Source organism: Polaromonas sp. P1_F8 (genome assembly GCF_056405635.1).
Genome location: NZ_JBFUBS010000001.1, coordinates 317,626 through 344,065, shown reverse-complemented (window position 1 = coordinate 344,065; position 26,440 = coordinate 317,626). Strand labels below are relative to the sequence as shown.

The window sequence follows — 26,440 nt, the reverse complement described above, 5'->3', positions numbered from 1 at the left end:
GTGAAGGGTTGGGAAGAGCTAATGAATTTCGGCGCCGACATCCCATTTGTCAACCACCTCGGCTTTGACCTCGAGCTGTTTGAGGGCGGCGCCTCGGCCATTGGTTATGCGCCCAGGCCCGAGCACCTCAACTCATTTGCCGTGACGCACGGCGGCGCCATCATGACGCTGCTGGACGTGACCATGGCGACGGCCGCGCGCAGCGTACAGAAAGACATGGGCGTGGTCACCATCGAGATGAAGACCAGCTTCATGCGGCCGGCGCCCGGTGACGGCAGCCGGCTCACAGCCAAGGGGCGGCTCATGCATCGCAGCACCACCATGGCGTTTACAGAAGCCACGCTGTATGACGCCGAAGGCCGCGCCTGCGCACACTCCACGGGTACCTTCAAGTACGTGCGGCGGGTTGCCACCGCCGCCCAAAACACCGGCACACCGGATCTACCCGGCGGCGGCATATCAACCGATTGAACCGAGGTATTGGTTAAATCACAGTCCATCCCAATAAGCACGGGCGCAAGAAGCTATCAAATCAATAGCAAATCGCCTGCCTTTCCCGACAACACACAGGAGACTTCCATGCCCATCAACCAGCAAATCCTCCTCGACAACCGTCCCACCGGCGAAGCCGTCGCCAGCAACTTCATGCTGGTCTCCAGCGACACGCCGCCTTTGCAAGATGGCCAGGTGCTGGTGCGCCACCATTACCTGAGCCTGGACCCTTACATGCGTGGCCGCATGAGCGATGCCAAGAGCTACGCCGCGCCGCACCCGCTCGGCCAGGTCATGCTGGGCGGTACGGCAGGCGAGGTGGTGGAAAGCCGCTCGCCCAAATTCCAGCCCGGCGACAAGGTGGTCGGCATGGGCGGCTGGCAGGAATACAGCGTGGTCAATGCCGACCAACCCGGCGCGCTGCGCAAGGTGGACACCACGCACGTACCGCTGTCGCACTACCTGGGTGCGGTCGGTATGCCCGGTGTCACCGCCTGGTACGGCCTGGTGAAAATCATTGAACCCCAAGCCGGGCAGACCATGGTGGTCAGCGCCGCTACCGGCGCCGTGGGGAGCGCGTTCGGCGCCCTCGCCAAGGCACGCGGCTGCCGCGCCGTCGGCATTGCAGGCGGCCCCGACAAATGCAAATATGCCGTCGATGAACTCGGCTTCGACGCCTGCATTGACTACAAAGTGCACGCCGATGCCGCTTCACTGACCAAGGCTCTCAAGGACGCCTGCCCGGATGGCATTGATGGCTACTTTGAAAACGTGGGCGGCATGGTGCTGGACGCCGTGCTGCCGCGCATGAACGCTTTCGGCCGTATCGCGCTGTGCGGCATGATCGCCGGCTACGACGGCCGGCCCATGCCGTTGGCCTACCCGGCGCTGATTTTGACCAGCCGCCTCAAGCTGCAGGGCTTTATCGTGGCTGAGCACATGGAAGTCTGGCCCGAAGCGCTCAAGGAACTCGGCACGCTGGTGGGCACCGGCAAGCTGCGCCCGCGTGAAAGCGTGGCAGAGGGCATTGAAGCGGCACCCGAGGCATTTCTGGGTCTGCTCAAAGGCAAGAACTTCGGCAAGCAATTGGTCAAGCTCATTTAAGCCTTGCACACCAGGAGGTTTGCGATGAACCCCACGCATGAAGTCTTCAACCAGCCCGCACCGCTGTCGGACTACAACCTGTTTGACACCAACCGCCCGCTGCGCGATGCGCTGAAATTCAATGCGCCAGCGCTGGATACGGGCGAGCTACGCCGGCTGGGCGACACGCTGGGCAGCACCGCCATGCAGACCCATGCGCGCCTCGCCAACATTCATGGCCCTGTGTTGCACAGCCATGATCGTTTTGGCCGTCGCGTGGACCAGGTGGAGTTTCATCCGGGCTATCACGAGCTCATGAAGCTCGCGACGGGCTCGGGCCTGCATGGCTCTCCCTGGTCTGAAGAAAATCCATCTCCCCATGTTCAGCGCGCAGCAGGCTTCATGCTTTTCACCGAGCTCGAGCCCTCCATTCTGTGCCCCATCTCCATGAGCTACGCGGCCACGCCCGCGCTGCGTGGCAACACGGCCATCTACGCCGACTGGGGCCCCAAGCTGGCGAGCCGCGCCTATGACCCCGAACTCAAGCTATGGCAGGCCAAGGCCGGCCTCACCATGGGCATGGGCATGACGGAAAAACAGGGCGGTTCCGATGTGCGGGCCAATACCACCCACGCCGAACCTGCCGGCCGCGACGGCTGGGGCGAGCGCTATGCCATCACCGGTCACAAATGGTTTTTCTCGGCGCCCATGTGCGACGCCTTCCTGGTACTGGCCCAAACCCCAAGTGGCCTTTCCTGCTTTTTCCTGCCGCGCGTGCTGCCCGACGGCGGCCTCAACGCCATCCGCATCCAGCGCCTCAAAGACAAGCTGGGCAACAAGGCCAACGCGAGCTCTGAAGTGGAATTTGAAAACGCCCAGGCCTGGCTGGTCGGGGGCGAAGGCCGCGGCATTCCGCAGATACTCGAAATGGGCACCATGACCCGGCTGGACTGCGCGCTGGGCACCAGCGGGTTGATGCGGCAGGCGCTGGCCCTGGCGCTGAACCACACCTCGCAGCGAAAAGCTTTTGGCAAGCTGCTCATCGACCAGCCGCTGATGCGCAACGTGCTGGCCGACCTCGCGCTTGAATCCGAAGCCGCGACCGCACTGGCAATGCGCCTGGCCCGGGCTTTTGATCGCCCGGGCGATGCCCACGAGGCCGCCATGGCGCGCCTGTTGACACCCGTCGCCAAGTTCTGGATCTGCAAGCGCGGCAGCCATTTCGCCCAGGAGGCGATGGAATGCCTGGGCGGCAACGGTTATGTGGAGGAGGGTGGCGAGGGCGTCATGGCCCGCGTTTACCGCGAAATGCCGCTCAATTCGATTTGGGAAGGCGCGGGCAACATCATGGCGCTGGACCTTTTGCGCGCGCTGCGCAAAGCCGACGCCGTGGCGGCCCTGAACCAGGAGCTTGCCGCCGCAAAAGGCGCGCACCCGGCGCTGGACCGGCTGGCCGCTGCCTTGCCAACACGTGTGGAAGAAATGGCGACTGAAGTGGAGGCACGGCGGCTCGCGCAGGACGTGGCGCTGGCGGTGCAGGCCGCCTTGCTGTACCAGACCGCGCCCGCAGCCGTCTTCAGCGCTTTTTGCGACTCGCGCATTGCAGGCAACTGGGGCCATGCTTTCGGTACGCTAGGCGCCAGTACCGATTTCGACACCCTCATCGCACGGGCCATGCCCCGCTGAATTTCCAGACACCCAGAACACCCGGAGACACCATGAGCGAGCTGATTCTTCACCACTACCCCACATCGCCATTTGCCGAAAAAACCCGCCTGATGCTGGGCTACAAAAACCTGCCCTGGAAGTCCGTCATCATCCCGATGATCATGCCCAAGCCCGACGTGGTGGCGCTTACCGGCGGCTACCGCAAGACACCCATCCTGCAAATCGGCGCCGACATTTATTGCGACACCGCCTTGATCAGCGACGTACTGGAACACCTGCAGCCCGAGCCTTCGGTGTACCCGGAGCCCAGCAAGGGTCTGGCGCGCACGCTCGCGCACTGGGCCGACAACACGCTGTTCTGGACCTCCATGGCCTACAACACGCAGCCCAAGGGCGTGGCCCAGATTTTTGAAAAAGCGCCACCTGAAGCCGCCCGCGCCTTCGGCGAAGACCGCAAGGCCATGAGCACGGGCATGCCGCGCCTGCGCGCCAGCGACGCCGCCGCGGCTTACAAGTCCTATCTGCGGCGGATTTCGGACATGCTCGACGACCGGCCTTTTCTGCTGGGCGACGTGCCCTGCATCGCCGATTTCGCGATGTACCACCCGCTGTGGTTCACGCGGGTGCAAACACCGGTGCTCGCGGGCATCCTGAACCTCACGCCGGCCGTGCTGGAATGGATGGACCGCATGGCCGCCATCGGCCATGGCGGCATTGAAAAGTTCAGTTCGGTCGAAGCTGTGGCGCTGGCCGCCGCATCCACGCCGGCGCCGCTGCATGACGACCTGTTCCAGGACGAGCACGGCATTGCGCTGGGCAGCCAGGTGCTGGTCAGCGGCGAGAGTTTTGGCCCGGAACCCACCGAGGGCGAGCTGATCGCCGCCACCCGCATGCACTACACGCTGCGCCGAACCGATGCGCGTGCCGGCACCGTGCATGTGCATTTCCCGCGCATCGGTTACACCCTGAAGGCTGCAACCCCGGCATGAGCAGCATCTCCGGCACTTCCGTTATTTCCTGGCGTTTTCTTCCCTTTGGTGCGCTAACCACCCTTGAGCTTTATGAGATGTTGCAGCTTCGCAGCGAAGTGTTTGTGGTCGAGCAGGCCTGCAGCTTCCAGGACATGGACGGCGCCGACATGCAGGCCATGCATCTGCTGGGCACGAGGGAAGGTCGGCTGATGGCCTATGCACGCTGCTTCGCCGCGGGCGTGAAGTTTGCGGAGGCCAGCATAGGCCGCGTGGTCACACATGCTTCAGCGCGCGGCAGTGGCATTGGCCATGCGCTCATGAAAGAGGCCGTTGGCCGTTTGCAGCAGCACTGGGGCCCTCAACCCATCCGCATAGGCGCACAGGCACGGCTTGAGCAGTTCTACCTGCAGCACGGTTTTGCCAATACCGGCCAGCCCTACATCGAGGACGGCATACCGCACATCGAGATGCTGCGGGTTGCCTGAACAGTTACCTGAGCGACAGCTGTGACGGCAGGCCTCACGGACAATTTTCCTGTTCTTCAAGACACCCAGATATTCATCAAGGAAAGCGAACCATGATCACGGATTTCAAAGGCAAAACCGCGGTGCTGACCGGCGCGGGCTCGGGCTTCGGCCTGGAATGCGCCCGCCTGGGGGCCCAACTGGGCATGAACCTGGTGCTGGTTGACGTGCAGCAGGATGCGCTGGACAAGGCCACCGAAGAGATGAAGGCTTCCGGTGCCCAGGTGCTTTCATTCAAGCTCGACGTTTCCAGCGCCGCGCAGATGGAGGCCATGGGCAAGGCTGTGTTCGAACGGTTTGGCGCGCCGCATTTCGTTTTTAACAATGCCGGCGTTGGCTCGGGCGGCCTGATCTGGGAAAACAGTGTCAAGGACTGGGAATGGGTGCTGGGCGTCAACGTCATGGGCGTGGTCCACGGCGTGCGCATCTTCACGCCGATGATGCTGGAAGCAGCCGCGAAAGACCCATCCTGGCAGGGCCACATCGTCAACACCGCCAGCATGGCCGGGCTGCTGAACCCGCCGAACATGGGCGTCTACAACGTCAGCAAACACGCCGTGGTTTCCTTAAGCGAAACCCTGTACCAGGACCTGGGCCTCGTGACCGACCAGGTCGGCGCTTCGGTGCTCTGCCCCTTCTTTGTGGCTACCGGCATCGGCATGAGCCACCGCAACCGGCCGGCCGAACTCGGCGCGGAAAAGCCCACCAAGAGCCAGATGATCCAGCAAGCCATGACAGGCAAGGCAGTCGGCTCCGGCAAGGTCAGCGCCGCCGATGTGGCGAAACTGGTGTTTGACGCCATCGCAAAGAACCAGTTCTACATTTACAGCCACCCCAAAGCCATCAACTCCGTGCAGACACGGCTTGAAGACGTGCTGCAGGCTCGCAACCCGACGGATCCGTTTGCCGACAAGCCTGAAATTGGCCAGCAACTGAAAGCCGCGCTTCGCGGGGCCTGATGGGCCGCGGCCGCCTTGCTTGGGCTGGCCTGCTGCTTGGGCTGGCGGGGGCAGGCGCGTTGGCACAACCGGTGAAGTGCCCCGACGGAAAACTTGCCGACGGCATTGAACGGGCAGGGGAGGCCCGGCAGTGCCTTGTCATCCGCAAGCTGGCGCCTGGCCAGACGTCCCGCATCACACCCAGGGTACTGGTCGTCTTTCTGCACGGCGACAACGGCGGGCGCACGGAGTTGAAAGCGGACAGCGGCACAGCAGCCTTGCTGGCCGAGAAGCTCCAGGCCGTCATCGTGGCGATGCAGCGCCCCGGCTACCGCAGCGATCTGGGCATATCGGACGGCGAGTCCGGCCCAAGGGACGATGACTACACACCCCGCAACGCCGAAATCATTGCTGCCGCGCTGGGCAACCTGCGCAGCCTCAACCCCGGCAAGAAAATCCTGCTGATCGGCCATTCGGGTGGCGCAGCCATGGCGGCGCTGGTCGCCAGCCGCTTTCCCGGCAGTGCCGACGCCTATTTGCTGGCCGCCTGCCCCTGCGACGTGCCGGCATGGCGGCAATGGCGGAGCAGCTCTGCGGGCAAGGCCGGCGCCTGGAGCCGCAGCCTTTCACCCCTGGCTGAAGCGGAGAAAATCAGCCCGAATACGCAGATCAGCGTGGTGGTGGGCAACAAGGACGAAAACACCTTGCCCCAGTTCAGCGAGGCCTATGTCAGGGCGCTGCAGGCGCGCGGCGTCAAAACCCGGGTCACGTATGCGATGAACGCCACCCACGTGTCGGTGCAGCGCGCGCCGGAGTTCTTCATGCTGGCCGGGGAATTGGCCGGAAGGCTGTCGAAATAGCGCCGCTGCGCTATCCTTGGCCATCTCTTATTCACAGCCGTTTTCACGGCCTTCGATGATGCCCAAACTCCTGTCCCGACTTTCCCTGGCTGCTGTTCTGGCGGCCAGCTTGCTGTCTGCCGGCTGCAATGATGCGCCTGGCAATTCATCAGCAAAGACCAGCGAGCCGATATCCACAGCGGCCATCGAGGCCGGCGCCAAAGGTTTTGCGGCCGGTGCATTGATGAGCAGGCGCACGGTGTATGTATTTTTTGACGCGCAATGTCCGCACTGCGGCGCACTCTGGGAAGCGGCAAAGCCGCTGAAGTCGCAGGCCAAGTTTGTCTGGATTCCTGTCAGCCTTCTCAACGCCGCCAGTACCGCTCAGGGCGCTACCCTGCTGGCGGCCGGCGACCCAGTGGCCGCAATGGACGAGCATGAAGCGTCCTTCCTGGCCCGGCGCGGCGGCATCAGCGCGGCGAGCAACATCGACGCGCAGAAGGAAGCCGTCAACAAAAACACCGAGCTGATGAAGCGGCTTGGGCTTGCCTCTGTTCCGGCCATCGTCGGAACCCATGCCCAGACCGGCGCCACGGTATCGCAGGAGGGTTCCTTGTCAACTCCCGCGCTTGCCACTTTGCTGGGCTTACAGGCGCCGTAAGGCCTGCCAGACGGGCCGGCACAGTAGATTTGGCCTGTTTTTTCGAGGAAAAAGTGGCTAAACCCCAATAAGACCGGGCGCGGCCAGCTATTTATTTGATAGCGTTCGGCACAGCCTGGATGGGTCCGAATTGAGTCCGGGTTCAGCCCCGGTTCAAAACAGAACCCGGCTGCGAATCGTGCCAGGCACCTCGGCCAGCTTGGCCAGTGCGATGTCGGAATGCGCTGCGTCAATGTCGATTACCACGTAGCCCACAGCCTCGTTGGTCTGCAGGTACTGCGACGCGATGTTGATGCCGTTGGCCGCAAACACCTTGTTGATTTCCGACAGCACGCCCGGCACATTGCGGTGAATGTGCAGCAGGCGGTGCTTGCCAGGGTGAGCCGGCAATGCCACTTCGGGGAAGTTGACGGAAGACGTCGAGGTGCCGTTGTCGCTGTACTTCACCAGCTTTTCGGCCACTTCGATGCCGATGTTTTCCTGCGCTTCCATGGTCGAGCCGCCCACATGCGGCGTCAGGATCACGTTGTCGAGGCCGCGCAGGGGTGATTCAAACATGTCCTTGTTGCTGCGCGGCTCCACTGGAAACACATCGATTGCGGCACCCAGCAGCCTTTTTTGCTTCAGCGCCTCGGCCAGCGGTTCAATTTCCACCACCGTGCCACGTGAGGCGTTGATCAGCACGCTGCCGGGCTTCATCGCAGCGATCTCGGCCGCGCCCATCATCCATTGGGTGGCCTGGGTTTCGGGCACGTGCAGGCTCACCACGTCGGACTGGGCCAGCAGGTCCTTGAGCTGAGCCACCTGCCGGGCATTGCCCAGCGGCAGCTTGGTCACTACGTCAAAAAACACGACCTGCATGCCCAGCGCTTCGGCCAGCACCGACAGCTGCGTGCCGATGGAGCCGTAGCCGACGATGCCCAGTGTTTTGCCGCGGATTTCGTAGGCGTTTTCGGCCGACTTGAGCCAGCCGCCGCGGTGCGCCACGGCACTTTTCTCGGGCACGCCGCGCAGCAGCAAAATGGCCTCGGCCAATACCAGCTCAGCCACGGAGCGGGTGTTGGAGAAAGGCGCGTTGAACACCGCAATGCCGCGTTCGCGGGCGGCGTTCAGGTCGACCTGGTTGGTGCCGATGCAAAAGCAGCCGACCGCCGCCAGCTTGCCGGCCTGGGCAAACACATCGGCAGTGAGCTGGGTGCGGGAGCGGATGCCGACAAAATGCGCGTCGGCGATTTTGGCCTTGAGTTCGTCATCGGGCAGCGCTCCGGCCAGGCTTTCGATCTGCGAGTAACCTGCCGCCTTGAGAACTTCCACCGCGGAGGGGTGAATGCCCTCGAGCAACAGGAATTTGATTTTTTGCTTGTCGACCGAAGTTTTGTTCATGAAAAGCCGCTGCGCCAAAAAGTGGATGAGGAACAAGTATGAGGGAAGCGAAATACCCGTGCTGGTACGCGGTTGGGCGGCGGGATTCGAGACCTTGAATAATGCCAAAAATGGCCCCGGGCATTACTGGCCGGGCGCAAGCAGCTATCAAATCAATAGCGGTTGAATTAGAGACTCCCGATCGGATTTGGCAGGTTCACAGACAACGGCATCCCCCAGGCGCAGTAAACCGCCCTGCAGCACACGCGCCGTCAGCCCGCCATGGCCGCGCATGGCGTTGTAGCCGCCAGCGCCCAGCACTTCCTCCATGCGCGAGCAGGGTTCGCACGGGCCGGTAATTTCCAGCACCACGTCGCCGATGTGCAGCACCATGGGCTGGTCCCTGAAAAGGGATTTCGCCGCCAGCAGATTCAGGCCCGACACCACCAGGTTGCGCCTAAGGCTCGCGGCATCCACCGTGCCAAGCCGCATCAGCGCCGCCAGTACAGCAAGGTGCTCGGCCTGGATCAGGGTGACCTGGCGTTTGCTGCTTTCCGGGCGAATGGCAGGCGCCGCCGCGCTCCGGTCGCCTTCCAGCCCACGGCCGGCCAGCGCCGTCACGGTTGCAACGCCGAGCACCGGGTTTCGGCGGGCGGGCCTCAGCAAAATTTGCTCAAGCCGCCCCTGGTGGGGGAATTGCCGCGTGAGCGCGCGCAGGTCACTGATGCCCGTGCCAGCGGTTGCGGTCATTCCAGTACCTGTCCCGCGGAAGGGTAGCTGCGCGACAGCACCTGCTCATCTGTCAATTCCGGGCCCTGCCACATGGTGACTTCTGAAGCGCCGGCCCCCAGGGCCATCTCACGGAGGGCCCGTATTTCCACCTGGGTGAAACCACCTGCGGGCTCGCCCAGAGGATGGAACACCATACGGGGCGCGGGAGCCAGCACGTGGCTGGCCTGAAGTTTCCGGACGAAGGCCTTCAGTACCTGCTCACCGTGTGCGAAGTCGGACACCATGGAGCGCGGGTGGCTGAAAGGATTGATGACTTGTGCCGACTTGCTCGATCTATGCATGGCAGCGTCATTGCCCGCACCCAGCACTTTGGGCTTGGGGCTGCGGGAAATCGCAATTTCGGGCACTTCGGAAATGAAAGCGCCCGTTTTTACATTGCGCACCGTCAGCCGGTAAGGCGACAGGCGGATGTACAAAGGTGGCGTGATGAAGTCGAACATGGTCAAGGGCTGCGGTTGAATTCAGTGAGCCTGGCGCTCATGACAATACGGCTTTCAGTGCGGCCAGGAGCCGCGCAGCTGCCAGCTTGACCCGCGTCTTGAAACGGCGGGCCATGCGCCATGGCAACGACGCCCTGGCCTGGGCCATGATTTTGTCCTTCCAGGCTTTCCAGGGGGTGTAGAGCCGCGCGAACCACGGCATTTGCATGAGTGCAGGCTGGGTTAGCTGAAAGAGGCGTGCCGCCAGCGCGGTTCCGGTTAGTTTGGCCGCCAGTATCAGCGCCAGGCCGACCGTGACATGCCCCAGGCCGAACAGGTAAAGCGCCAGCAGCTTCAGCGGGATCAGCGCCAGCACCGGCACGCCGAAGGCGAGCAGCGCAGCCCAGGGCGGCAAGCGGGTGATCCAGCGCTCCAGCCGCCCCCACCAGGGCAGGCGCCCCAGTGCTGCAAAGCCGGCGGCCAGCGGCTCCCAGCCCCATTCTTCAAACAGCAAAAACAGCGCGACGGGGGCAAGAAGAACTGCCCGGAGCACTTTTTTGAGCCTGTTCATGCCGTTTTCCTCAAAGCGCCGAAGGGTAGGCGCGGCCCCAGCCGAACAGCAGCACGCCCGCTGCCACCACCCAGGCCAGGGTTGCGCAGGCGAGCGTCACGGTCAGTGCCGCCCGCACGCTGAGCCAGTACACCACCAGCAGGTAAACCGCATAGGGGATGAGGGACCACAGGCCGAACAGCGCCGTGGTGCGAAGGTCGGCCGCGGAGCGCTCGCTGCCCACGATGTAGTGCGCAATCAGTGCAAAGGTGGGAAACAGCGGCACCAGCCCGGCGATGAAGAAACTGCGCGACCGGGAAAGAAGGGCAATGACCAGCACGGCAAGCGCACCCAGCAGGCATTTAAGAAAAAGTGAAAGCATGGATGGAAAAGAAAAAGGAATGCAAAGACGGGGCAGCAACACGGATCAACAGTTTATAGAAGGGCACTATCGACGCCCTTCGGCCTGTATCGCCTGCATGCCGTTCTGCGCTTCCCTGCGCATGGAAAAAATGCGGTCGCTCGAAAGCTCAGGCACCACCGCAAAACCCAGGCCTTCGTAAGTGGTCAGCGCGGGATGGTTGTCCCGGTACACGCGCAGTGTGAAAGCTGTGGCACCGGTGTCACTGGCCGCCTGGGCCATTAGCAGCCTGCACAGTGTTGAACCCAGACCCTGGCCGCGCGCATGGGGCGCCAGGATGATGCGGGCCAGGTGCGCAGCACCTGCCTCACGCACCCAGAACTGCCCAAAGCCCAGCGCCTCTGCCGGGCCCCGGCTCATGACAAAGCTGAAGGCACCGGGTTCAGCCAGCAGTACCGAGAGCCGCTCGGGCTCAAACGGAAACTTCAGCTTGGGGCCGGCCCAGCGCAGGCAGGTGCCGGCGTCCTGGACCCATGTGGCCAGCGCCGCATAGTCGGCGGCCCCGGGTGATCGCAAAGCCAGCGGAGGAGCGCAGGGCGGTGATTGCGGGGAATCCATTGCGCCATTGTGCGGCAAGCCCGAGGCCTCGCGTTGCCCCCGCCTGTGCGGTGCGTCAGGCGGTGCATTGAAGGCTGACGGCCTGCAAGGTCTTGCCGGTTTGAGGGTCAAACACCACCAAGTTCACCTGGCGCTCATGGCCCTGGGTTGCAGCAATACTGCGAAAGGTCAGCTTTTGCGGCCCGGTTTCACTGCTTTTATATTCCCCAGCCTGGGTGTACTGGCGCACAACGAAATCGTGTTTGAGAACTTCTCCGGCGTTTTCACCGGCTTTCACTTTGGAGTTGTGCCCATGCTCAGTGACGGTCCAGTAGGCTGACCAGGACGGTGACACCTGCGGTGCGGGCAGCGGGGTGACACTGGCTTCAAACTGGTCCGGGCCGAGTTGCCTGAGCACGATGCTGGCGCGCGCGGGTTCCTTGCTGTCGGCAGGCCTGCCACCCCAACGGGGCCAGTCTTTGCCGTTGAGCACAGCCTGCGGTGTATAGATGCTGCGCAGATTGTTCCTGGACGCTATTTCGCGTTGCCGGCTGGTGTAGGCGGGCGCGGCAAAGCGGTCAACCCAGCCGATGTAGTCCCAGTAGCCGACGTGAAAGGCTTGCACCACGGCCCCACTGCCTTTCAGCGACGAAGCCCATTTGTCAGCGGGCGGGCAGGAACTGCAGCCTTCGGAGGTATACAGCTCAACGACGGGCGTGATGGCCGGCCCGGAGCTGATGGCACAGGCGTTTTGTGCGGACAACGCGCTGGACGTCAGTGCCATCAAGACGGTTGCGGTGATCAGCGGGGTATTGCGGCGAGAAGGCCGTGGGGGCGCGGTGTGCAGCATGAGGGTCTCCGTGGATTGCAGACCCCCATTGGTCGATGGACTTCGCCGGTTCTTACACCTGCCGGGCCTGGTCAATAAGAAAAGAAAGACGCGGCACAACCGGTATTCAGGCACTCAAACCAGCGGCATGGTCTCCGAGTCTTTTTCCAGGTGCGCAATGCCGCCATGCCGCTCAAGCCGGTCCTGGAGCTGACCCATGTGGGCGGCCATGGTGTTGTCCGACTGCTCCAGCCGCGCCAGCAATGCCTGTTGCTGCTGCGAGAAGCGTTCGGCCAGCACAGTGGCGGCGGCGGCTTCCCGGTGCTGTGCCGCCAGGGCCTGCACTTCAAGGTAGCTCCGCAATTCGGTAAAACGCGAGGCCTCGGCCTTGTCAGCCAGCTCACGCTGCGTGTTCAGCTCGCGTGCATAGCGCCGGGTTTCCAGCAAGTTGGTGCTTTGCATGTAGAGCGTGGAGGCCAGAAACACCACCGTGGCAACCACCAGCAAGAGCAGCATCACGAAGCCCAGCGACACCTCCACGGTGGTAAAGCCCAGGCTGAGCATGCTCACGCGGCTGAATTCATCGACATTGAGGGCCACAAAGCCCGCCAGCAGCAGCATGGCCACCACCAAAAAAATCGTGCGAGTTCGCATATGTGTCTCCCCTGAAAATGTAAGAAATTGCTTTAAGCCAAAGGCCATTATCAGAAGCAAAACAGCGCTGGTGCTGTGGGACAATGCCGACCCTTGGCGTCAGTTTGTACTCGACGCACCGATAACGGCTCTCTGCCAGGGCAGGCTGCATCGCCGGGCGGGCATTTGCCCCTTTATCGACCTTCTTTTGCTTCTTTTTCCGAGCTTTTTCGAACATCTCTTTCAATATGCAGAAAATCATTCGCCAGATCGCGGCAGAAATCAAAGTCCTGGAACATCAGGTCAAGGCCGCCGTAGAGCTGCTTGACGGCGGCGCCACCGTGCCCTTTGTCGCGCGCTACCGCAAAGAGGCCACCGGCGGACTCGACGACATCCAGCTGCGTGAACTGGAACACCGGCTGGGTTACCTGCGTGAACTGGAAGAGCGGCGTGAAGCGGTACTCAAAAGCATCGAAGAGCAGGGCAAACTCACGCCCGAGCTGCGCGCATCGATCGAATTTTCCGCCACCAAACAAGACCTGGAAGACTTGTACCTGCCCTTCAAGCCCAAGCGCCGCACCAAGGGTCAGATCGCACGTGAAGCCGGCATCGAGCCGCTGGCCGACAAGCTGTTTGCCGACCCGTCACTGGTACCTGCCGACGAAGCCGCGGCCTTTGTGAAAGCGGAGAAGAACGAAAGCGGCGACGATTTCACCACCGTGCAGGCCGTGCTCGACGGTGTGCGCGACATCCTCAGCGAACGCTGGGCCGAAGATGCCGGTTTGGTGCAGTCGCTGCGCAACTGGCTCTGGAGCGAAGGGCTGTTCAGCTCCAAGCTGGTGACCGGCAAAGACGAGAACAACGCCGACAACAGCAAATTCCGTGACTACTTCGACTACGACGAGCCGATCGGCCGCGTGCCTTCGCACCGTGCGCTGGCGGTGTTTCGCGGGCGCGGGCTTGAGATTCTGGATGCCAAGCTGGTGCTGCCCGAGCAGGCCGAGCCCGGCAAACCCAGCATTGCCGAAGGCAAGATCGCACTGCACCTGGGCTGGAGCCACAAGGCCCGCCCGGCGGATGATTTGATCCGCAAGGCCGTGGCCTGGACCTGGCGCGTCAAGCTCAGCCTTTCGCTCGAGCGCGACCTCTTTACCCGTTTGCGCGAAGAGGCCGAGAAAGTCGCCATCAAGGTCTTTGCCGACAACCTGCGCGACCTGCTGCTGGCAGCGCCTGCCGGCCCGCGTGTGGTGATGGGCCTGGACCCGGGTATTCGCACCGGCGTGAAGGTGGCCGTGGTCGATGCCACCGGCAAGCTGGTGGAGACCTCTACCGTCTATCCGCATGAACCGCGCAAGGACTGGGATGGCTCCCTGCACACGCTGGCCAGGCTCTGCGAAAAGCATGGCGTCAACCTGATCGCCATCGGCAACGGCACCGCCAGCCGCGAAACCGACAAACTCGCCGCCGACCTGATCAAGGGAATGGCCAAGGTGGAACAGGCCATTGAAAAAGTCGTGGTCAGTGAGGCGGGTGCCTCCATCTACTCCGCCAGTGAATTTGCCAGCCAAGAAATGCCCGACGTGGACGTGAGCTTGCGCGGTGCGGCCAGCATTGCGCGCCGCCTGCAGGACCCCCTGGCCGAGCTCGTCAAGATCGACCCGAAATCGATCGGCGTCGGCCAGTACCAGCACGACGTGAACCAGAGCGACCTGGCGCGCAGCCTCGACACCGTGGTCGAAGACTGCGTGAACAGCGTGGGCGTGGACCTGAACACCGCCAGCGTGCCGCTGCTGGCCCGCGTGTCGGGCCTGTCGCAAACCGTGGCCAAGTCGGTGGTGCGCTGGCGCGATGCCAATGGCGCGTTTGCCTCGCGTGCCGATTTGCTCAAGGTGACCGGCCTGGGCGCCAAGACATTCGAGCAAAGCGCGGGCTTCCTGCGCCTGCGCAGCAGCAGCAACCCGCTGGACATGACCGGCGTGCACCCCGAAACCTACCCGGTGGTTGAAAAGATCATGGCCCACACCGGCAAGCCGGTGGCCGAGCTGATGGGCCGGGCCGAGATGCTCAAGACCCTGAAGCCCGAGCTGTTTGCGAATGAACAGTTCGGCGTGATCACCGTCAAGGACATCATTGCCGAACTTGAAAAACCCGGCCGTGACCCGCGCCCCGACTTCAAGGTGGCACGCTTCAACGACGGTGTCGAAGACATCAAGGATTTGAAAGAAGGCATGACGCTGGAAGGCACGGTCAGCAATGTAGCGGCCTTTGGCGCGTTTATCGACATCGGCGTGCACCAGGACGGCCTGGTCCACGTGAGCCAGCTTTCCAACAAGTTCGTGACCGACGCGCGTGAGGTCGTAAAAACCGGCGACATCGTCAAAGTGCGCGTGACCGAGGTCGATGTGGCGCGCAAGCGCATTGGCCTCACCATGAAACTCGACGCCGCACCGGCCCGCCGCGACGGCCCGCGTGACAACCGCTTTGAAAGCGCGCGCCCGCCGGGCGGGCAAAACCGCGGCGGCAACTATGGAAGCCGCCCAGGCGCGCCACAACCGGCCGCCGCGACCGCCATGGAGTCGGCCTTCAGCAAGCTGGCCGCGCTGAAGAAATAACAACGCGCACGCCGCCAGGTCGCCCGAAAGGCATGAATTGACCCGTTTTTTAGGGTTAAATCAGGCCCTGGCGCTTGACTGGCGGGCGCAACCAGCTATCAAAATAATAGCGATCATCCACCCCCATGCAAGCCCTACGCATTTACGCCGGCCCCAAGGCACGCCGGCATATCGAGCAAAACGGCCTCAAGCCGGCAGACATTGCCGTCGTACCCGGGGCGGCAGGCGGGCCCAAGGGCTTGATCCTTGGCGCTCTGGACCGCTTTATCTTTGGTGACTGGCTGGCGCAAAGCAGCCATCCGGTGGACCTGGTCGGTGCGTCCATAGGCGCGTGGCGCATGGCCACGGCCTGCCTCGCCAACCCGGCGGCGGCATTCCAGCGCCTCGAAACCGATTACATCCACCAGCATTACGAGCTCAAGCCAGGCCAGAAGCGCCCGACCGCCGATGCCGTCAGTGAGCAGTTCGGCCAGAGCCTGAAGGTTTTCTACGGGGGCAGGGTGCAGGAAGTGATCGGCCATTCCCGCTATCGGCTGCACATCGTCACCTCGCGTGGCCGCCACATGCTGGGCCGTGAGCACAAGGTGGCCACGCCGCTGGGCTACTTTGGCGCGTTCCTCACCAACAGCCTGCACCGCAAGGCCATGGGCGCATGGCTGGAGCGCGTGGTGTTTTCCACGCAGAACGCTTCCTTGCCGTTTTCAACTGCCGACTACCGGACCCGCCAGGTGCCCATGGACGAAGCCAATTTTCAACCGGCGCTTCAGGCCAGCTGTTCCATCCCCTTTGTGCTGCGCTCCGTGCGCAACATCCCCGGCGCGCCGCCCGGCGCCTACTGGGACGGTGGCATCACCGACTACCACCTGCACCTGAACTATCACCGCGGGGGCACGGGAGGGGAGGCGGGGTCATCGCCGGGATTGGTGCTGTACCCGCATTTCCAGAGGGCCGTGGTGCCTGGCTGGCTCGACAAGGGCCTGAAGTGGCGGCATGGCGCCACACATTTTCTGGACAACATGGTGCTGCTCGCCCCCAACCCGGAGTGGATCAAGACCTTGCCCGGCGGCAAGCTTCCGGACCGCGCGGACTTCATGCGCTACGGCCCCGATATCCAGGCACGCATACGCGCATGGTCGCAGGCCACATCGAAAGCCGGACAGCTTGCGGAGGAATATGCCCGGTGGCTGGACCGTCCGGATATGAAGCTGGTCCAGCATTTATGAACCAGCCGAAACGCGCGCCTGGACGCAGTCTTCCGCCAGCGAGGCGCCCATGAAAAAGCCGCATGGCGTGCCAGTCACGCCATGCGGCTTTTTTGGTGTTCCCGAAGTGGTTTCGGGTTCAATTTACAGTTGCAGCCTCAAAACACGTGTGCAATACCCGCGTACACCGACTTCGGGCTTTGGCCGACTGCCGAGAGCGCCAGGCCAGCCGAACTGCCACCGCCGCCGCTGATGGTGTAGCCTGCATTAGCCTGGTTGCTGATCTTGGTTACGCCACCGTAGAGAGTGGTCCGTTTGGACAGCGGATAGTCGTAGCGTACGCCTATGGCCTTGGAATCCGAACTCGCTGTGGTCTTGTTTTTGAGCTGGCCGTAGGTGGCGATCAGCTTGCCAACGCCGACAGGTGCCGAGGCGCCGATCTGGTAAGCGTCGAGCGCGGGCGCCCCGGTCGCGTCGCCGCGACGGCGCACAAAGATGGCAGACGGCTTGATGAACCCGAAATCGTAGGAGACAGCGACGTCAGTGTATTTATCGGTATTGCCGACTATGTAGATGGTTTTTTCCGTCAGGTAGCTGACTTGCGCTGCCAGCGTGCTGCTGCTGTAGCCGGCTGCGATGTTGAGCACGTTGCCGGTGGACTTGGGTTGGCCGCCCGCGCCGGTCGATTCGCCGAAGGCATAAAACACATTGGCCTTGAAGCCGCCCCAGGTCGGCGTGGTGTACTGGATGGAATTGTCCCGGCGGGTGGTGGCGTCAGAGAGGGAGCCACCGTTGATGCCTACGCCCGGGCCCGCGTAATAGTTCAGGGCGCCGGACATCGTGAATCCGGCAGGGTCAAAAGCTGCCATGGTTCCAAAATGCGGCGTGTACTGGCGGCCGATGTTGACGGCGCCGAAGTCACCACTCAAGCCCACGATCGCCAGGCGCTGAAACATGTAATTAGCCCCAGTCGGCACAGTGCTGGTGGGGATGGTCGCAGTACCTGTGCCAGCGCCCGTGTCTGTTAAAAAGCCGGCCTCCAGCACGAAATTCGCCTTCAGGCCGCCGCCGAGGTCTTCCGTACCGCGAAACCCGAAACGCGAACCCATGGCACCCCCGCTGGAGACGCGTGTCACATTGCCGTTGCCGGCGGATGCGACTTCCAAATAGGTATCAACCACGCCATACAGCGTGACGGAGCTTTGGGCCTGAGCGGCGCAACTGGCAGCGGACAGCACGGAAAGTGCAAATAGTTTGGTCTTCATCAGGTCTCCTAATGTTGTTGATATAAGCGTGCTTATCGATTCGACGCAGCCCTGCAGGTCCATGCACTGTTGTTTGCGGACAGCAAACATCGCGTGAAATCGCTAATCACTGCATGAGGTTAATGGGTTTTTAGTTATAAAAAATAAGTAAATAGTCTCTTGCCAGCAAAGACATTTATGGTTATAAAAAGTAATTAAATAACTTTTACCGGTACGGATGAGCCAGGCTCGCAGCAGTCTGCCGTGATGGCCAACCGGCGCAGGCGGACCCGACTGCGCCGGGGCACACCATCGCGCAATCGCGGGTAGGGCCCCATCCTCACGAAGCCGATGATTTGCCGCCAACCGCAATTGCGGGGAAAGCGGCACATTGGCCGCCAGGGGCGAGGCCTAAAGCGACGTGCCGAGGAGCTCTTCGTATTCCGCGGCACTGGCAATCCGCGGATTCGTCTTGTGGCAATGGTCAGCCAACGCCCCTTCAATGATTCGGCCGAACTGCTGGCGCTGTACCCCCATGGCCGCCAGGCCCGTGGGCAGGCCCAGCCGGGCGTTCATGTCCCGGATGGCGTCGGGAATGTCGCTGCCCGAAGCCAGCCCCATGGCGCGGGCCATGCGGTCGAGCCGGTTGTCCTTCTGAACTGATTCGGCCTCCGCATTAAAGAGGACCACGGCAGGTAAAAACATCGCGTTCAGCGTGCCATGGTGAAGGCGCGGGTCTACACCGCCCAGGCTATGGCTCAGCGAATGCACGCAGCCCAGCCCCTTCTGGAAAGCCATGGCACCCTGCATGGATGCGCTCATCAGGTTGAAGCGGGCGTCCCGGTCACTGCCATCGCGCGTGGCCCGTTCGATATGAGCCCAGCCGCGTTCCAGGCCGTCCAGCGCGATGCCGTCGGCCGGCGGGTTGAAGGCAGCTGACATGAAGGTTTCCATGCAATGCGCAATCGCATCCATGCCGGTGGCCGCTGTCAGTCTGGCCGGCAGGCCCAATGTGAGCTCCGGGTCGCAAATCGCCGTTTTCGGCACCAGATGCCAGGAATGAAACCCAAGCTTGCGGTGGTCATCCACAATGATGATGGCCCCGCGGGCGACTTCGCTGCCGGTGCCGCTGGTGGTGGGTACGGCAATCAGCGGGGCTGCGCGGTCCGTGATTTTCGGGGAGCCACCTTCGATGGTGGCGTAAGTTGTGAGCGGGCCTTCATGGGTGGCGGCAATCGCCACGCCTTTGGCGCAATCAATGGCTGAACCGCCGCCCACCGCGATCAGGCCGTCGCAGCCGGCGGACCTGTACAGCGCCGCAGCTGCGCGAACGGCTGCCTCGGTGGGATTCGAAGGGGTCTGGTCAAACACCGTCACCTGCACACCGGGCAGCGCGTCAAGCGCTTTTTGCAAAATACCTGCGGCCTTGACACCGGGGTCGGTGACGATAAGCGGGCGGGTGATGCCGACACGCTCACATTCCTGCTTGAGCAATTTGATCGCGCCGAACTCAAACTGGATCTGGGTGACGTAATAGATAAGGGCCATGGTTTTGCTGTCTTTCGCGTTGTACGATGCTGGGCGGTTTTCCCGTGCCGCCCATCTTGCCCCAATCGGCTTGCCCTTACTTTAATAGCTGGAGATGCCCATGAATTGCAAGCAAACCCTGATGCTGGTCACCTTGGCGATAGCGGCTTTTCAGGCTGGGGCCGAATGTCTGAGCGATGCGCAAGTCGGTGACCTGGCCGAAAAGATCGCCGCCAGACAGCCTGCGGCAAACCCGGAAGGTCTCAACGAGGCCGATGGCGCCTGTACCCGCGCCAAACTCAATGCGCTGCTGGAAAAACGCCACGGCAAAGTGGTCGGCTACAAGGCCGGCCTTACCAACCCGGCGGTACAAAAACGCTTCAACTACGACCAGCCCGTGTGGGGCAAGCTGTATGAGGGCATGGTGCTGCCCGGCGGGTCCGTGGTCGATGCGGCGTTTGGCGCGCGTCCGCTTTTTGAGGCCGACATGCTGGTGCGTGTCAAAAGTGCAGCCATCAACCAGGCCCGGACACCCCTGGACGTGCTTGAAGCCGTTGACCAGGTGATTCCCTTTATCGAATTGCCCGATCTGGTCGTTCAGGCGCCACCCCGGCTCAATGGCCCGGCGGTCAGCGCCATCAATGTCGGTGCCCGGTTCGGTGTGGCCGGTACGCCCCTGGCCGTGCCCGTGACAAGGGCAGAGCGTCACGCCATGCTGGGCATGCTGGAAAACATGACCGTCGTGCTTGCAGACGGCGGCGGTGCAGAACTGGGAAGAGGCAAGGGCAGCGACATCCTCGGTCATCCGCTCAACGCAGTCGTCTGGCTGGCCGGCGCCCTGGCCAAGGAGGGCCTTGCCATGAAACCAGGCGACCTGATCAGCCTGGGCTCCTTTTCGCCGCTGCTGCCGCCCAAGGCAGGGCTGACCGCCACAGTGACTTACCGGGGGCTGGCCGGAGCGCAACCTGTGTCGGTAACATTCAAATAAATGCGCCGCGGTTCTCCCGAAACCTTGCTGACACCCGCAATGCGGGACGTGCTCAGCCGCATGGCCCGGGCCATGCGCCCGCCGTTTCATACGCTCACACCCGCAGCAGCCAAAGCGGCATACGAGGCGGGTGCGGGCGTGCTGGAAATTCCCAAGCCGGCCTTGACGCGGGTCGAAGACCTGCGCATTCCCGCCAGGGATGGCTACAGCCTGCCTGCGCGCCTCTACGCGCCCTCAACTGATCGCCTGCCGGTGCTGCTTTACTTTCACGGCGGCGGCTTCACCATCGGCAGTGTGGCAACGCATGATGTGTTGTGCCGGCAGCTCAGCCACCTGGCGGGTTGCGCGGTGATTTCCGTGGACTACCGGCTGGCACCGGAGTACAAATTTCCTGTAGCGGCCCATGATGCCTGGGATGCACTGGAGTGGCTGACGGCACGGTCAACCAGCCTCGGCTTGGACGAAACCCGTGTGGCGGTCGGCGGCGACAGCGCGGGCGGCACGCTGGCAACCATGTGCGCCATCCTGGCCCGCGATGCCGGCCTGCCCCTGGCGCTGCAACTGCTGTTTTACCCCGGCTGCACCGCCCATCAGGACACGCCTTCGCACCGGCTTTTTGCCGGTGGTTTTGTGCTGGAGGAGGCTGACATTACCTGGTTTTTCAACCACTACGTGCGAAGCCCTGCCGACCGCGAAGACTGGCGCTTCGCCCCACTCAACGCGGCTGATGTGGACGGTGTAGCCCCGGCCTGGCTGGGTCTGGCAGAGTGCGATCCCCTGGTTGACGAAGGGGTGATGTATGCCGACAAGCTGCGCGCGGCCGGCGTGCCGGTCGACCTGGAAATCTACCGCGGCGTCACGCATGAGTTCATCAAGATGGGGCGCATCATTCCCGAAGCACGGCAAGCCCATGGGGACGCTGCTCGGGCGCTGCGTCAGGCATTCAATCTTTCGGATAACAAGCCATGAAACGACAGGAATTCCGATTTTTTTACCCGCTTCGGGTTCGCTGGGCCGAAGTGGACATGCAAAAAATCGTGTTCAACGCGCATTACCTGATGTACTTCGACACTGCCATCACCGACTACTGGCGCGCGCTGGCACTGCCGTACGAGGAAACCATGCACAAGATGGGCGGTGACTTGTACGTAAAAAAAGCTACGGTGGAATACCACGGCTCGGCACGCTTCGATGACCGGCTCGATGTAGCGCTCAAGTGCGCACGCATCGGCAATTCATCGATGACATTCACAGGCGCGATGTTCAGGGCCGATGAACTGCTCATTAGCTGTGAACTCATCTATGTGTTTGCCGATCCTTTGACGCAGACGTCCCGGCCCGTGCCGGACGCGCTGCGCAATCTGCTCGTGGGTTTTGAGGCCGGCGAGGCCATGGTCGACATCAGGACAGGTGATTGGGCCACCCTGGGCGCCGACGCGGCTACGGTCCGCTCGGCCGTGTTTGTGCAGGAGCAGGGCATTCCGATGGAGATGGCGTGCGACGAAGCGGACAACACGGCCATGCATGCCGTGGCCTATAACGGTCTGGGAGAGGGCATTGCGACCGGGCGGCTGGTGCGGCAAGCCGATGGCACGGCGAAGATCGGGCGCATGGCGGTGCTGCGGGCGCTACGCGGAGCTCACCTCGGCCAGGCGCTTTTGGATGCATTGATGGATGCCGCCCGGAATCGTGGGGATCGCGAGGTCATGCTGCATGCGCAGCGCAGTGCCGAGGGTTTTTACCGGCGCCTTGGTTTTGTCCCGCGCGGAGAGCCGTTTGATGAGGTCGGCATCCCGCATCTTGAGATGGTCAAGGTGCTGTAAAACAACGTCTCAAGGGGAGAGGTTGCAGGCCTTTCTCTTTGCAAAGGCGACAATCACGGCTTCGCCGGTTTTGCACGCGCATCCAACCGGATTCAAAGATTGAGAAAGCCGATCGATTTCATGGTCAAGAAAAAGAACCGTCCGGGCCCCCAGGGTAATTCCGCAGTCACCAACAGGATGGCTGGGTCATCCCGTGCCGAAGCGTCGCGTCCGTCACAAGGCGGGGAAGCCTTGGCGGCGCCCTCGATGCAGGCTGGTTTTGGCCCTCAGGCAAGCTTGCCTGCAGAAGTCACTCAAGGTCACTGGATCGTTGCGTTTCTTGCGTTCATGATGTTTCTCGCGCCAGCGATCGGCGTGCCTCATGAGGAGATGCTGCAGGACACCCTGAAATCCATGGTCGTGTCGTTTTCAACCATTGGTGCGGGTCTTGTTTTCTTCTGGCAACAACGCCATCGCCGGGAACCCTTGCGCTGGCATGCGCTCATGTGGCTGCCCTTGTCACTGATGTTTTATGCCTTGGCCAGCATGCTCTGGTCACACGCCTATCTGGGCGGCGTGGAAGCGATAAGGTGGTTCATTTTCAGCTTGCTGCTGTGGCTGGGATTAAATACCCTCTCGAAGGAACGCCTGCCTTATCTGGCCTTGGGAATTCATCTGGGTGCCCTTACGGCGTCGCTCTGGACGGCGCTTCAGTTCTGGTTTGATTTCACCTACTTTCCGCAAGGCCCGAACCCTGCATCCACCTTTGTCAATCGCAATTTTTTTGCGGAATTCGCTGTGTGTGCCGTGCCGTTTTCGGCGTATCTTCTCGCTCAGGCGAAAACTTCCTCGAAAATCACACTGATGTCATTGACCAGCGGCTTCATAGCCGTGGCGCTGATGATGACCGGCACCCGGGGAGCACTGGTTGCGCTGTGGGTCCTGTTGTTACTGGTTCTTCCGGTGATTGCCATTTTGTACCGCAAGCAGTTTGCGTTTTCTGCCTGGAACATCTGGCAAAAACTACTGGCTTGTTGCGTGCTTGGGGGAACCGTTCTTGCGCTGGGGTTCATGCACACGGGCAACATGCAGATCGCCCAGGAAGAGCGCGGCACCACAGCCTTTGAGCGCGCTTTCAACCGCACGGCGACCATTTCCGTCAATGACAGTTCATTGGGTGTGCGCCTGATCATGTGGAGGGCAACTTCGCGAATGATCAAAGCCACGCCGCTCACCGGGGTCGGCGCGGGCGCCTGGGAGGTGGACATTCCGCTCTACCAGGTTGAAGGCTCCCAGCTTGAAACCGACTACTACGTTCATAACGAGATACTGCAGCTGTTGGCGGAATACGGCCTGGTGGGTTGGGGATTTTTAGCCTGCCTGCTGCTTTATCTGCTGGTTTCAGCCTGGAAAACACTGAGAAATCGCTCAGCGGAGGGGCTGAGCGAGGCCCCTTTGCGCGCAATGGCTCTGTCCAGCCTGCTCGCATTGCTGATCGTGAGCAACATCGGGTTTCCCTGGCGACTGGCCAGTACGGTTGCGATATTTGCACTGGCCCTTGCCATACTGGCGGCGTCCGACGCCCGATTGGGACTTGGGCTTCGGCCTCTGACTTTTGCGCAACGCGTGGGCTGGAAGCCCATTTATTCCCGGGTATTTACCGGCGTCATGCTGTTGTGCCTGTTTCTCTCAGTGCATATTTTCCAGCAAGCCGCGGCGGCGGAAGGCAAGATTGTCAGGGCCGTGAGGCTCGCCCTGAGCGTTAGCCAGTCGCAGGACTATCGTGACCCGAAGTGGAACAAGATAAAGCGCGAAATATTAAACCTCATGAACGACGGGATAGCCATCAATCCACACTACAGAAAACTTACTCCGCTGGTGGCGGACGAACTGGCACGTTGGGGCGACTGGAAAAACGCCGTCTGGGTCTGGGAGTCGGTGGTTCGTTCCCGTCCTTATCTGGTAGCGGTAATGTCCAATATCGCCCGTGGTTATGCCCAAATGGGAAATACCGACAAGGCGTTTGAGTTTCTGGAACGCTGTAAAAAACTGCAGCCCAAGGCCCCTTCGGTTCGCTCTCTGGAGGTTATTTTGCTGGGCCGTACCGGCAGGGAGCCCGAGGCACTCCGGCTGGTCAAGCAATCCCTGGCGGAAGGCATTTATGACTATGACCTCCTCAATGCCGCGTGGGCGCTCGGCGGACGGAGCGGGGACTTCGATCTGGCAATTCAGGGAATGGAATTGCGAAACAAGGGTTGGCCGGCCCTGGAAGTAGACGGCATGCTCAAGCTCGGGTACATCTATGCTTTTCAGAAGAAGGACGAGGCAAGGGCACAGGCTGCTTACCAGGCTGCGTTGGCCGCAACCCCTGAAAGAGCGAAGAATTCCACTCTCCAGATGATTCCGCCAACGTATCGACCCAGGCCCTAGAACGCTGTTTGCCGCCACGAAGTCACATAGCTGTGAATCGACGGGGCGGCAAGTGGCTTACCCCCTGGTGTTGTTGTTCGGTCCGGCGGATGGGTTTGCTCTTCCAGTAACACGCTCCAGCACCGGGAGCCTTTGGACTCCATTTGGGCCTTTGCCAGCAGCACAGTGCTGCAACGCGTTCCATAGGCATATTCCGGAAAATCCACAAAAGCGCTGGACAGCGCCTCCTCCCGCATCAGCGGTACACCTGTTGATGGCAAATGTTCGCGCGGTGCACGCTGGCGGTTGGCCAGCGCGGTCCATAGCGATGCCCGTAACGCTTCGTCACTCCCGGAATCGAGAGCAGTAGCCAACACGCGCTTGAGTTCTATGGTCTTGGGCCAGGGCGTATCCAGCGCTGCATTTGACAAACCATAAACGCCAGAGGACAGGTGCTTTGCTTGCCAGCCAGCCGCGCCCGGACCGCCTGGCCGGTTGGTGGCCCACATCCAGTTGTTCCGCTGGAAGTCACCCACTACCAGGTTAAAGCCTGCGTAGTCCGGGCCTTCTTCTTCGAGGGCTGAAACAAAACCGGCCGCACCGTCGTGGCTTTCCAGCCAACGCGTCACCAGTTCCCCCCGCGAGCGGGCCCCGGCATCTGCACGGTCGCCGCGCACATTGGTCAGAAAAGCAATCCTGCCGCCCGGTGTCATGCCCATCCAGGTGCCACCGGCACGCAAGTCACGGCCTGAAAGGACTTCTTGCCCCGAAGCGGTTTGCCAGCGGGCCAGCGGCAGCGTCGGCCGGTCCAGGAATTCATCGCGGTTGGCCGCAATCAGAAGCGGCCAGCGCTCCGATACGCCAATGGCAAACGCGATCAGGCACATGTCATGAGCCTCACGCCCCTGTGCCGCGCATCAGATGTCTTCCAGCAGCGGGTAGGGCAGGGGAAGCAGGCTCAGGGCTTCGCCAGTGGCGCTTCCCAGTGTCAACCGGCCGTCGCCGGCATCGGCGGCGGCAGAGGTCTGCATCGACACGATGGCGTCAAAGCCGCCAGCGGGATTGGCGGCCGCCGCGGCGACCAGCCCGCAAGGCTGCCCTGCGTCCGAGGCGTGAAATATCTCCTGGCCTGTTGCCGGCGTTCCGGCGGTATGGACAAGGTATGCGCGCCGTTTGAGCGTGCCGCGGAACTGGCTGCGCGCAACGATTTCCTGGCCCGGGTAGCAACCCTTTTTGAAGTTCACCCCTCCGACGGATTCGTAATTCAGCATTTGCGGCACAAAGGCCTCAAAGATGGGCTGCGTGATCATCGCAATACCGGACTGCACGTCCAGCCAGTGCCACAAGGCGCTGTCGATGCGCGGGCCTTCGGGAGCGGGTGAAGCGGCAGGTGCGCACCAGATCGCACGCGGCTGGCCCGCGCCGGGCTGCAAAAACACCATATTTGCATCACCTAAATCGGCTTTTGACCATACAGGACGGGCGCCACCAGCTATCGAATTCATAGCGAATCCGGTGATGCCGTAGAGCGCGAATTCCGCGCTGGCATCGGTCAGTCTGGCCTTGGCACGCAGCACAAACATCGACAGGCGCTTGAGTGTGGCGGGCAGGATGTCGCGGCTGCACAGCAGCAGCACGTCCTGCTGGCCGGCATCGCTGCTGCGCTTGAACACCACAAAACTGGCCTGCATCCGGCCCTTGGCATTGCAGAAAGCCGCCAGGCGAGCTTCACCGGCCCCCATCAGGGCCACGTCCTGGGTCAGCTGGCCCTGCAAAAACGTGACGGCGTCGTCCCCGGCCACGCGGATCACGCCGAGGTGCGTCAGTTCGGCGATGCCAGAAATCGTGGAAGCAACTGCAGCAGTTGAAGCAGCGGAGGGCAGGGTCATGGGGGCGTTCACAGTCGATGGGGAGATGGGCTGAATTATCATAGGCTT

Annotated in this window: 27 protein-coding genes; 14 read left to right on the top strand and 13 right to left on the bottom strand. The window is 62.1% G+C overall.

Features of this window, described 5'->3' with window-relative positions; genetic code table 11:
• Positions 1-21: 21 nt before the first annotated feature.
• From AC1D1J_RS01675 to AC1D1J_RS01645, 7 genes are all read left to right on the top strand, one after another.
• Positions 22-471, top strand: a complete 450-nt coding sequence (locus AC1D1J_RS01675; RefSeq protein WP_477693719.1) for a PaaI family thioesterase — start codon at positions 22-24, stop codon at positions 469-471.
• Positions 472-579: 108 nt separating this feature from the next.
• Complete coding sequence (locus tag AC1D1J_RS01670) at positions 580-1,596, top strand: NADP-dependent oxidoreductase (RefSeq protein ID WP_477648417.1); 1,017 nt, start codon at positions 580-582, stop codon at positions 1,594-1,596.
• A gap of 24 nt (positions 1,597-1,620) precedes the next feature.
• Positions 1,621-3,261, top strand: coding sequence for an isovaleryl-CoA dehydrogenase (locus AC1D1J_RS01665; RefSeq protein ID WP_477693718.1), 1,641 nt, complete (start codon positions 1,621-1,623; stop codon positions 3,259-3,261).
• A 32-nt stretch (positions 3,262-3,293) separates the two neighbouring features.
• Positions 3,294-4,232: a glutathione S-transferase family protein gene (locus tag AC1D1J_RS01660; protein ID WP_477693717.1), complete on the top strand. Its 939-nt coding sequence runs from the start codon at positions 3,294-3,296 to the stop codon at positions 4,230-4,232.
• Positions 4,229-4,699 carry a GNAT family N-acetyltransferase gene (locus AC1D1J_RS01655; protein WP_477693716.1) on the top strand — a complete coding sequence of 157 codons (471 nt, stop codon included), beginning with the start codon at positions 4,229-4,231 and terminating at the stop codon, positions 4,697-4,699. Before AC1D1J_RS01660 ends, AC1D1J_RS01655 begins: the two co-directional genes overlap by 4 nt.
• 92 nt (positions 4,700-4,791) lie before the next feature.
• Positions 4,792-5,697, top strand: a complete 906-nt coding sequence (locus AC1D1J_RS01650) for an SDR family oxidoreductase (protein ID WP_477693715.1) — start codon at positions 4,792-4,794, stop codon at positions 5,695-5,697.
• Positions 5,698-5,768: 71 nt separating this feature from the next.
• Positions 5,769-6,536 (top strand): alpha/beta hydrolase family protein, encoded by a 768-nt coding sequence (locus AC1D1J_RS01645; protein WP_477693714.1) that lies wholly within the window; start codon positions 5,769-5,771, stop codon positions 6,534-6,536.
• 27 nt (positions 6,537-6,563) lie between these two features.
• Here the strand turns inward: AC1D1J_RS01645 and AC1D1J_RS01640 are convergent, their stop codons facing one another.
• Positions 6,564-6,773, bottom strand: coding sequence for a hypothetical protein (locus AC1D1J_RS01640; RefSeq protein ID WP_477686312.1), 210 nt, complete (start codon positions 6,771-6,773; stop codon positions 6,564-6,566).
• Between AC1D1J_RS01640 and AC1D1J_RS01635 the strand changes: the two genes are divergently transcribed.
• On the top strand, positions 6,760-7,176 hold the full coding sequence (locus tag AC1D1J_RS01635; RefSeq protein ID WP_477686313.1) for a thioredoxin fold domain-containing protein: 417 nt from the start codon (positions 6,760-6,762) through the stop codon (positions 7,174-7,176). The two genes, AC1D1J_RS01640 and AC1D1J_RS01635, sit on opposite strands and share 14 nt — an antisense overlap.
• A gap of 153 nt (positions 7,177-7,329) precedes the next feature.
• Here the strand turns inward: AC1D1J_RS01635 and serA are convergent, their stop codons facing one another.
• The 8 genes from serA to AC1D1J_RS01595 all read right to left on the bottom strand — a co-directional run bounded on the left by serA (position 7,330) and on the right by AC1D1J_RS01595 (position 12,740).
• On the bottom strand, positions 7,330-8,559 hold the full coding sequence (gene serA, locus AC1D1J_RS01630) for a phosphoglycerate dehydrogenase (RefSeq protein WP_477686314.1): 1,230 nt from the start codon (positions 8,557-8,559) through the stop codon (positions 7,330-7,332).
• Positions 8,560-8,706: 147 nt separating this feature from the next.
• Complete coding sequence (locus AC1D1J_RS01625; protein WP_477686315.1) at positions 8,707-9,288, bottom strand: MOSC domain-containing protein; 582 nt, start codon at positions 9,286-9,288, stop codon at positions 8,707-8,709.
• On the bottom strand, positions 9,285-9,770 hold the full coding sequence (locus tag AC1D1J_RS01620; protein ID WP_477693713.1) for a rod shape-determining protein: 486 nt from the start codon (positions 9,768-9,770) through the stop codon (positions 9,285-9,287). The genes AC1D1J_RS01625 and AC1D1J_RS01620 overlap by 4 nt, the downstream gene beginning before the upstream one ends.
• 37 nt (positions 9,771-9,807) lie before the next feature.
• Positions 9,808-10,320: a hypothetical protein gene (locus tag AC1D1J_RS01615; protein ID WP_477686317.1), complete on the bottom strand. Its 513-nt coding sequence runs from the start codon at positions 10,318-10,320 to the stop codon at positions 9,808-9,810.
• Between the two features lie 10 nt (positions 10,321-10,330).
• Positions 10,331-10,681: a GlpM family protein gene (locus AC1D1J_RS01610; protein ID WP_477693712.1), complete on the bottom strand. Its 351-nt coding sequence runs from the start codon at positions 10,679-10,681 to the stop codon at positions 10,331-10,333.
• Positions 10,682-10,747: 66 nt separating this feature from the next.
• Entirely contained in the window at positions 10,748-11,278 is a 531-nt protein-coding gene (locus AC1D1J_RS01605) for a GNAT family N-acetyltransferase (RefSeq protein WP_477693711.1), read from the bottom strand.
• Positions 11,279-11,333: 55 nt separating this feature from the next.
• Complete coding sequence (locus tag AC1D1J_RS01600) at positions 11,334-12,107, bottom strand: DUF1223 domain-containing protein (protein WP_477693710.1); 774 nt, start codon at positions 12,105-12,107, stop codon at positions 11,334-11,336.
• 114 nt (positions 12,108-12,221) lie between these two features.
• Entirely contained in the window at positions 12,222-12,740 is a 519-nt protein-coding gene (locus tag AC1D1J_RS01595) for a hypothetical protein (protein WP_477693709.1), read from the bottom strand.
• 227 nt (positions 12,741-12,967) lie between these two features.
• On the opposite strand from AC1D1J_RS01595, the gene AC1D1J_RS01590 reads away from it, so the two are divergent.
• Both AC1D1J_RS01590 and AC1D1J_RS01585 read left to right on the top strand, forming a co-directional pair.
• Complete coding sequence (locus AC1D1J_RS01590) at positions 12,968-15,331, top strand: Tex family protein (protein ID WP_477693708.1); 2,364 nt, start codon at positions 12,968-12,970, stop codon at positions 15,329-15,331.
• 125 nt (positions 15,332-15,456) lie between these two features.
• Positions 15,457-16,554, top strand: a complete 1,098-nt coding sequence (locus AC1D1J_RS01585; protein WP_477686322.1) for a patatin-like phospholipase family protein — start codon at positions 15,457-15,459, stop codon at positions 16,552-16,554.
• 137 nt (positions 16,555-16,691) lie between these two features.
• Here AC1D1J_RS01585 and AC1D1J_RS01580 read toward each other — a convergent pair whose 3' ends face one another.
• Positions 16,692-17,798, bottom strand: coding sequence for a porin (locus AC1D1J_RS01580; protein WP_477693707.1), 1,107 nt, complete (start codon positions 17,796-17,798; stop codon positions 16,692-16,694).
• A 390-nt stretch (positions 17,799-18,188) separates the two neighbouring features.
• Entirely contained in the window at positions 18,189-19,325 is a 1,137-nt protein-coding gene (locus tag AC1D1J_RS01575) for an iron-containing alcohol dehydrogenase (RefSeq protein WP_477693706.1), read from the bottom strand.
• 100 nt (positions 19,326-19,425) lie between these two features.
• Between AC1D1J_RS01575 and AC1D1J_RS01570 the strand changes: the two genes are divergently transcribed.
• The 4 genes from AC1D1J_RS01570 to AC1D1J_RS01555 all read left to right on the top strand — a co-directional run bounded on the left by AC1D1J_RS01570 (position 19,426) and on the right by AC1D1J_RS01555 (position 24,524).
• Positions 19,426-20,292 carry a 2-keto-4-pentenoate hydratase gene (locus tag AC1D1J_RS01570; protein ID WP_477686325.1) on the top strand — a complete coding sequence of 289 codons (867 nt, stop codon included), beginning with the start codon at positions 19,426-19,428 and terminating at the stop codon, positions 20,290-20,292.
• Complete coding sequence (locus AC1D1J_RS01565) at positions 20,293-21,261, top strand: alpha/beta hydrolase (protein ID WP_477693705.1); 969 nt, start codon at positions 20,293-20,295, stop codon at positions 21,259-21,261. It abuts the gene before it with no gap.
• On the top strand, positions 21,258-22,115 hold the full coding sequence (locus AC1D1J_RS01560; protein WP_477693704.1) for a YbgC/FadM family acyl-CoA thioesterase: 858 nt from the start codon (positions 21,258-21,260) through the stop codon (positions 22,113-22,115). Before AC1D1J_RS01565 ends, AC1D1J_RS01560 begins: the two co-directional genes overlap by 4 nt.
• 99 nt (positions 22,116-22,214) lie before the next feature.
• Positions 22,215-24,524, top strand: a complete 2,310-nt coding sequence (locus AC1D1J_RS01555) for an O-antigen ligase family protein (RefSeq protein WP_477693703.1) — start codon at positions 22,215-22,217, stop codon at positions 24,522-24,524.
• Here the strand turns inward: AC1D1J_RS01555 and AC1D1J_RS01550 are convergent.
• Both AC1D1J_RS01550 and ygfZ read right to left on the bottom strand, forming a co-directional pair.
• Positions 24,521-25,390 carry an NRDE family protein gene (locus tag AC1D1J_RS01550; protein WP_477693702.1) on the bottom strand — a complete coding sequence of 290 codons (870 nt, stop codon included), beginning with the start codon at positions 25,388-25,390 and terminating at the stop codon, positions 24,521-24,523. The two genes, AC1D1J_RS01555 and AC1D1J_RS01550, sit on opposite strands and share 4 nt — an antisense overlap.
• A gap of 30 nt (positions 25,391-25,420) precedes the next feature.
• Complete coding sequence (gene ygfZ, locus AC1D1J_RS01545; protein ID WP_477693701.1) at positions 25,421-26,392, bottom strand: CAF17-like 4Fe-4S cluster assembly/insertion protein YgfZ; 972 nt, start codon at positions 26,390-26,392, stop codon at positions 25,421-25,423.
• Between the last annotated feature and the right edge of the window lie 48 nt (positions 26,393-26,440).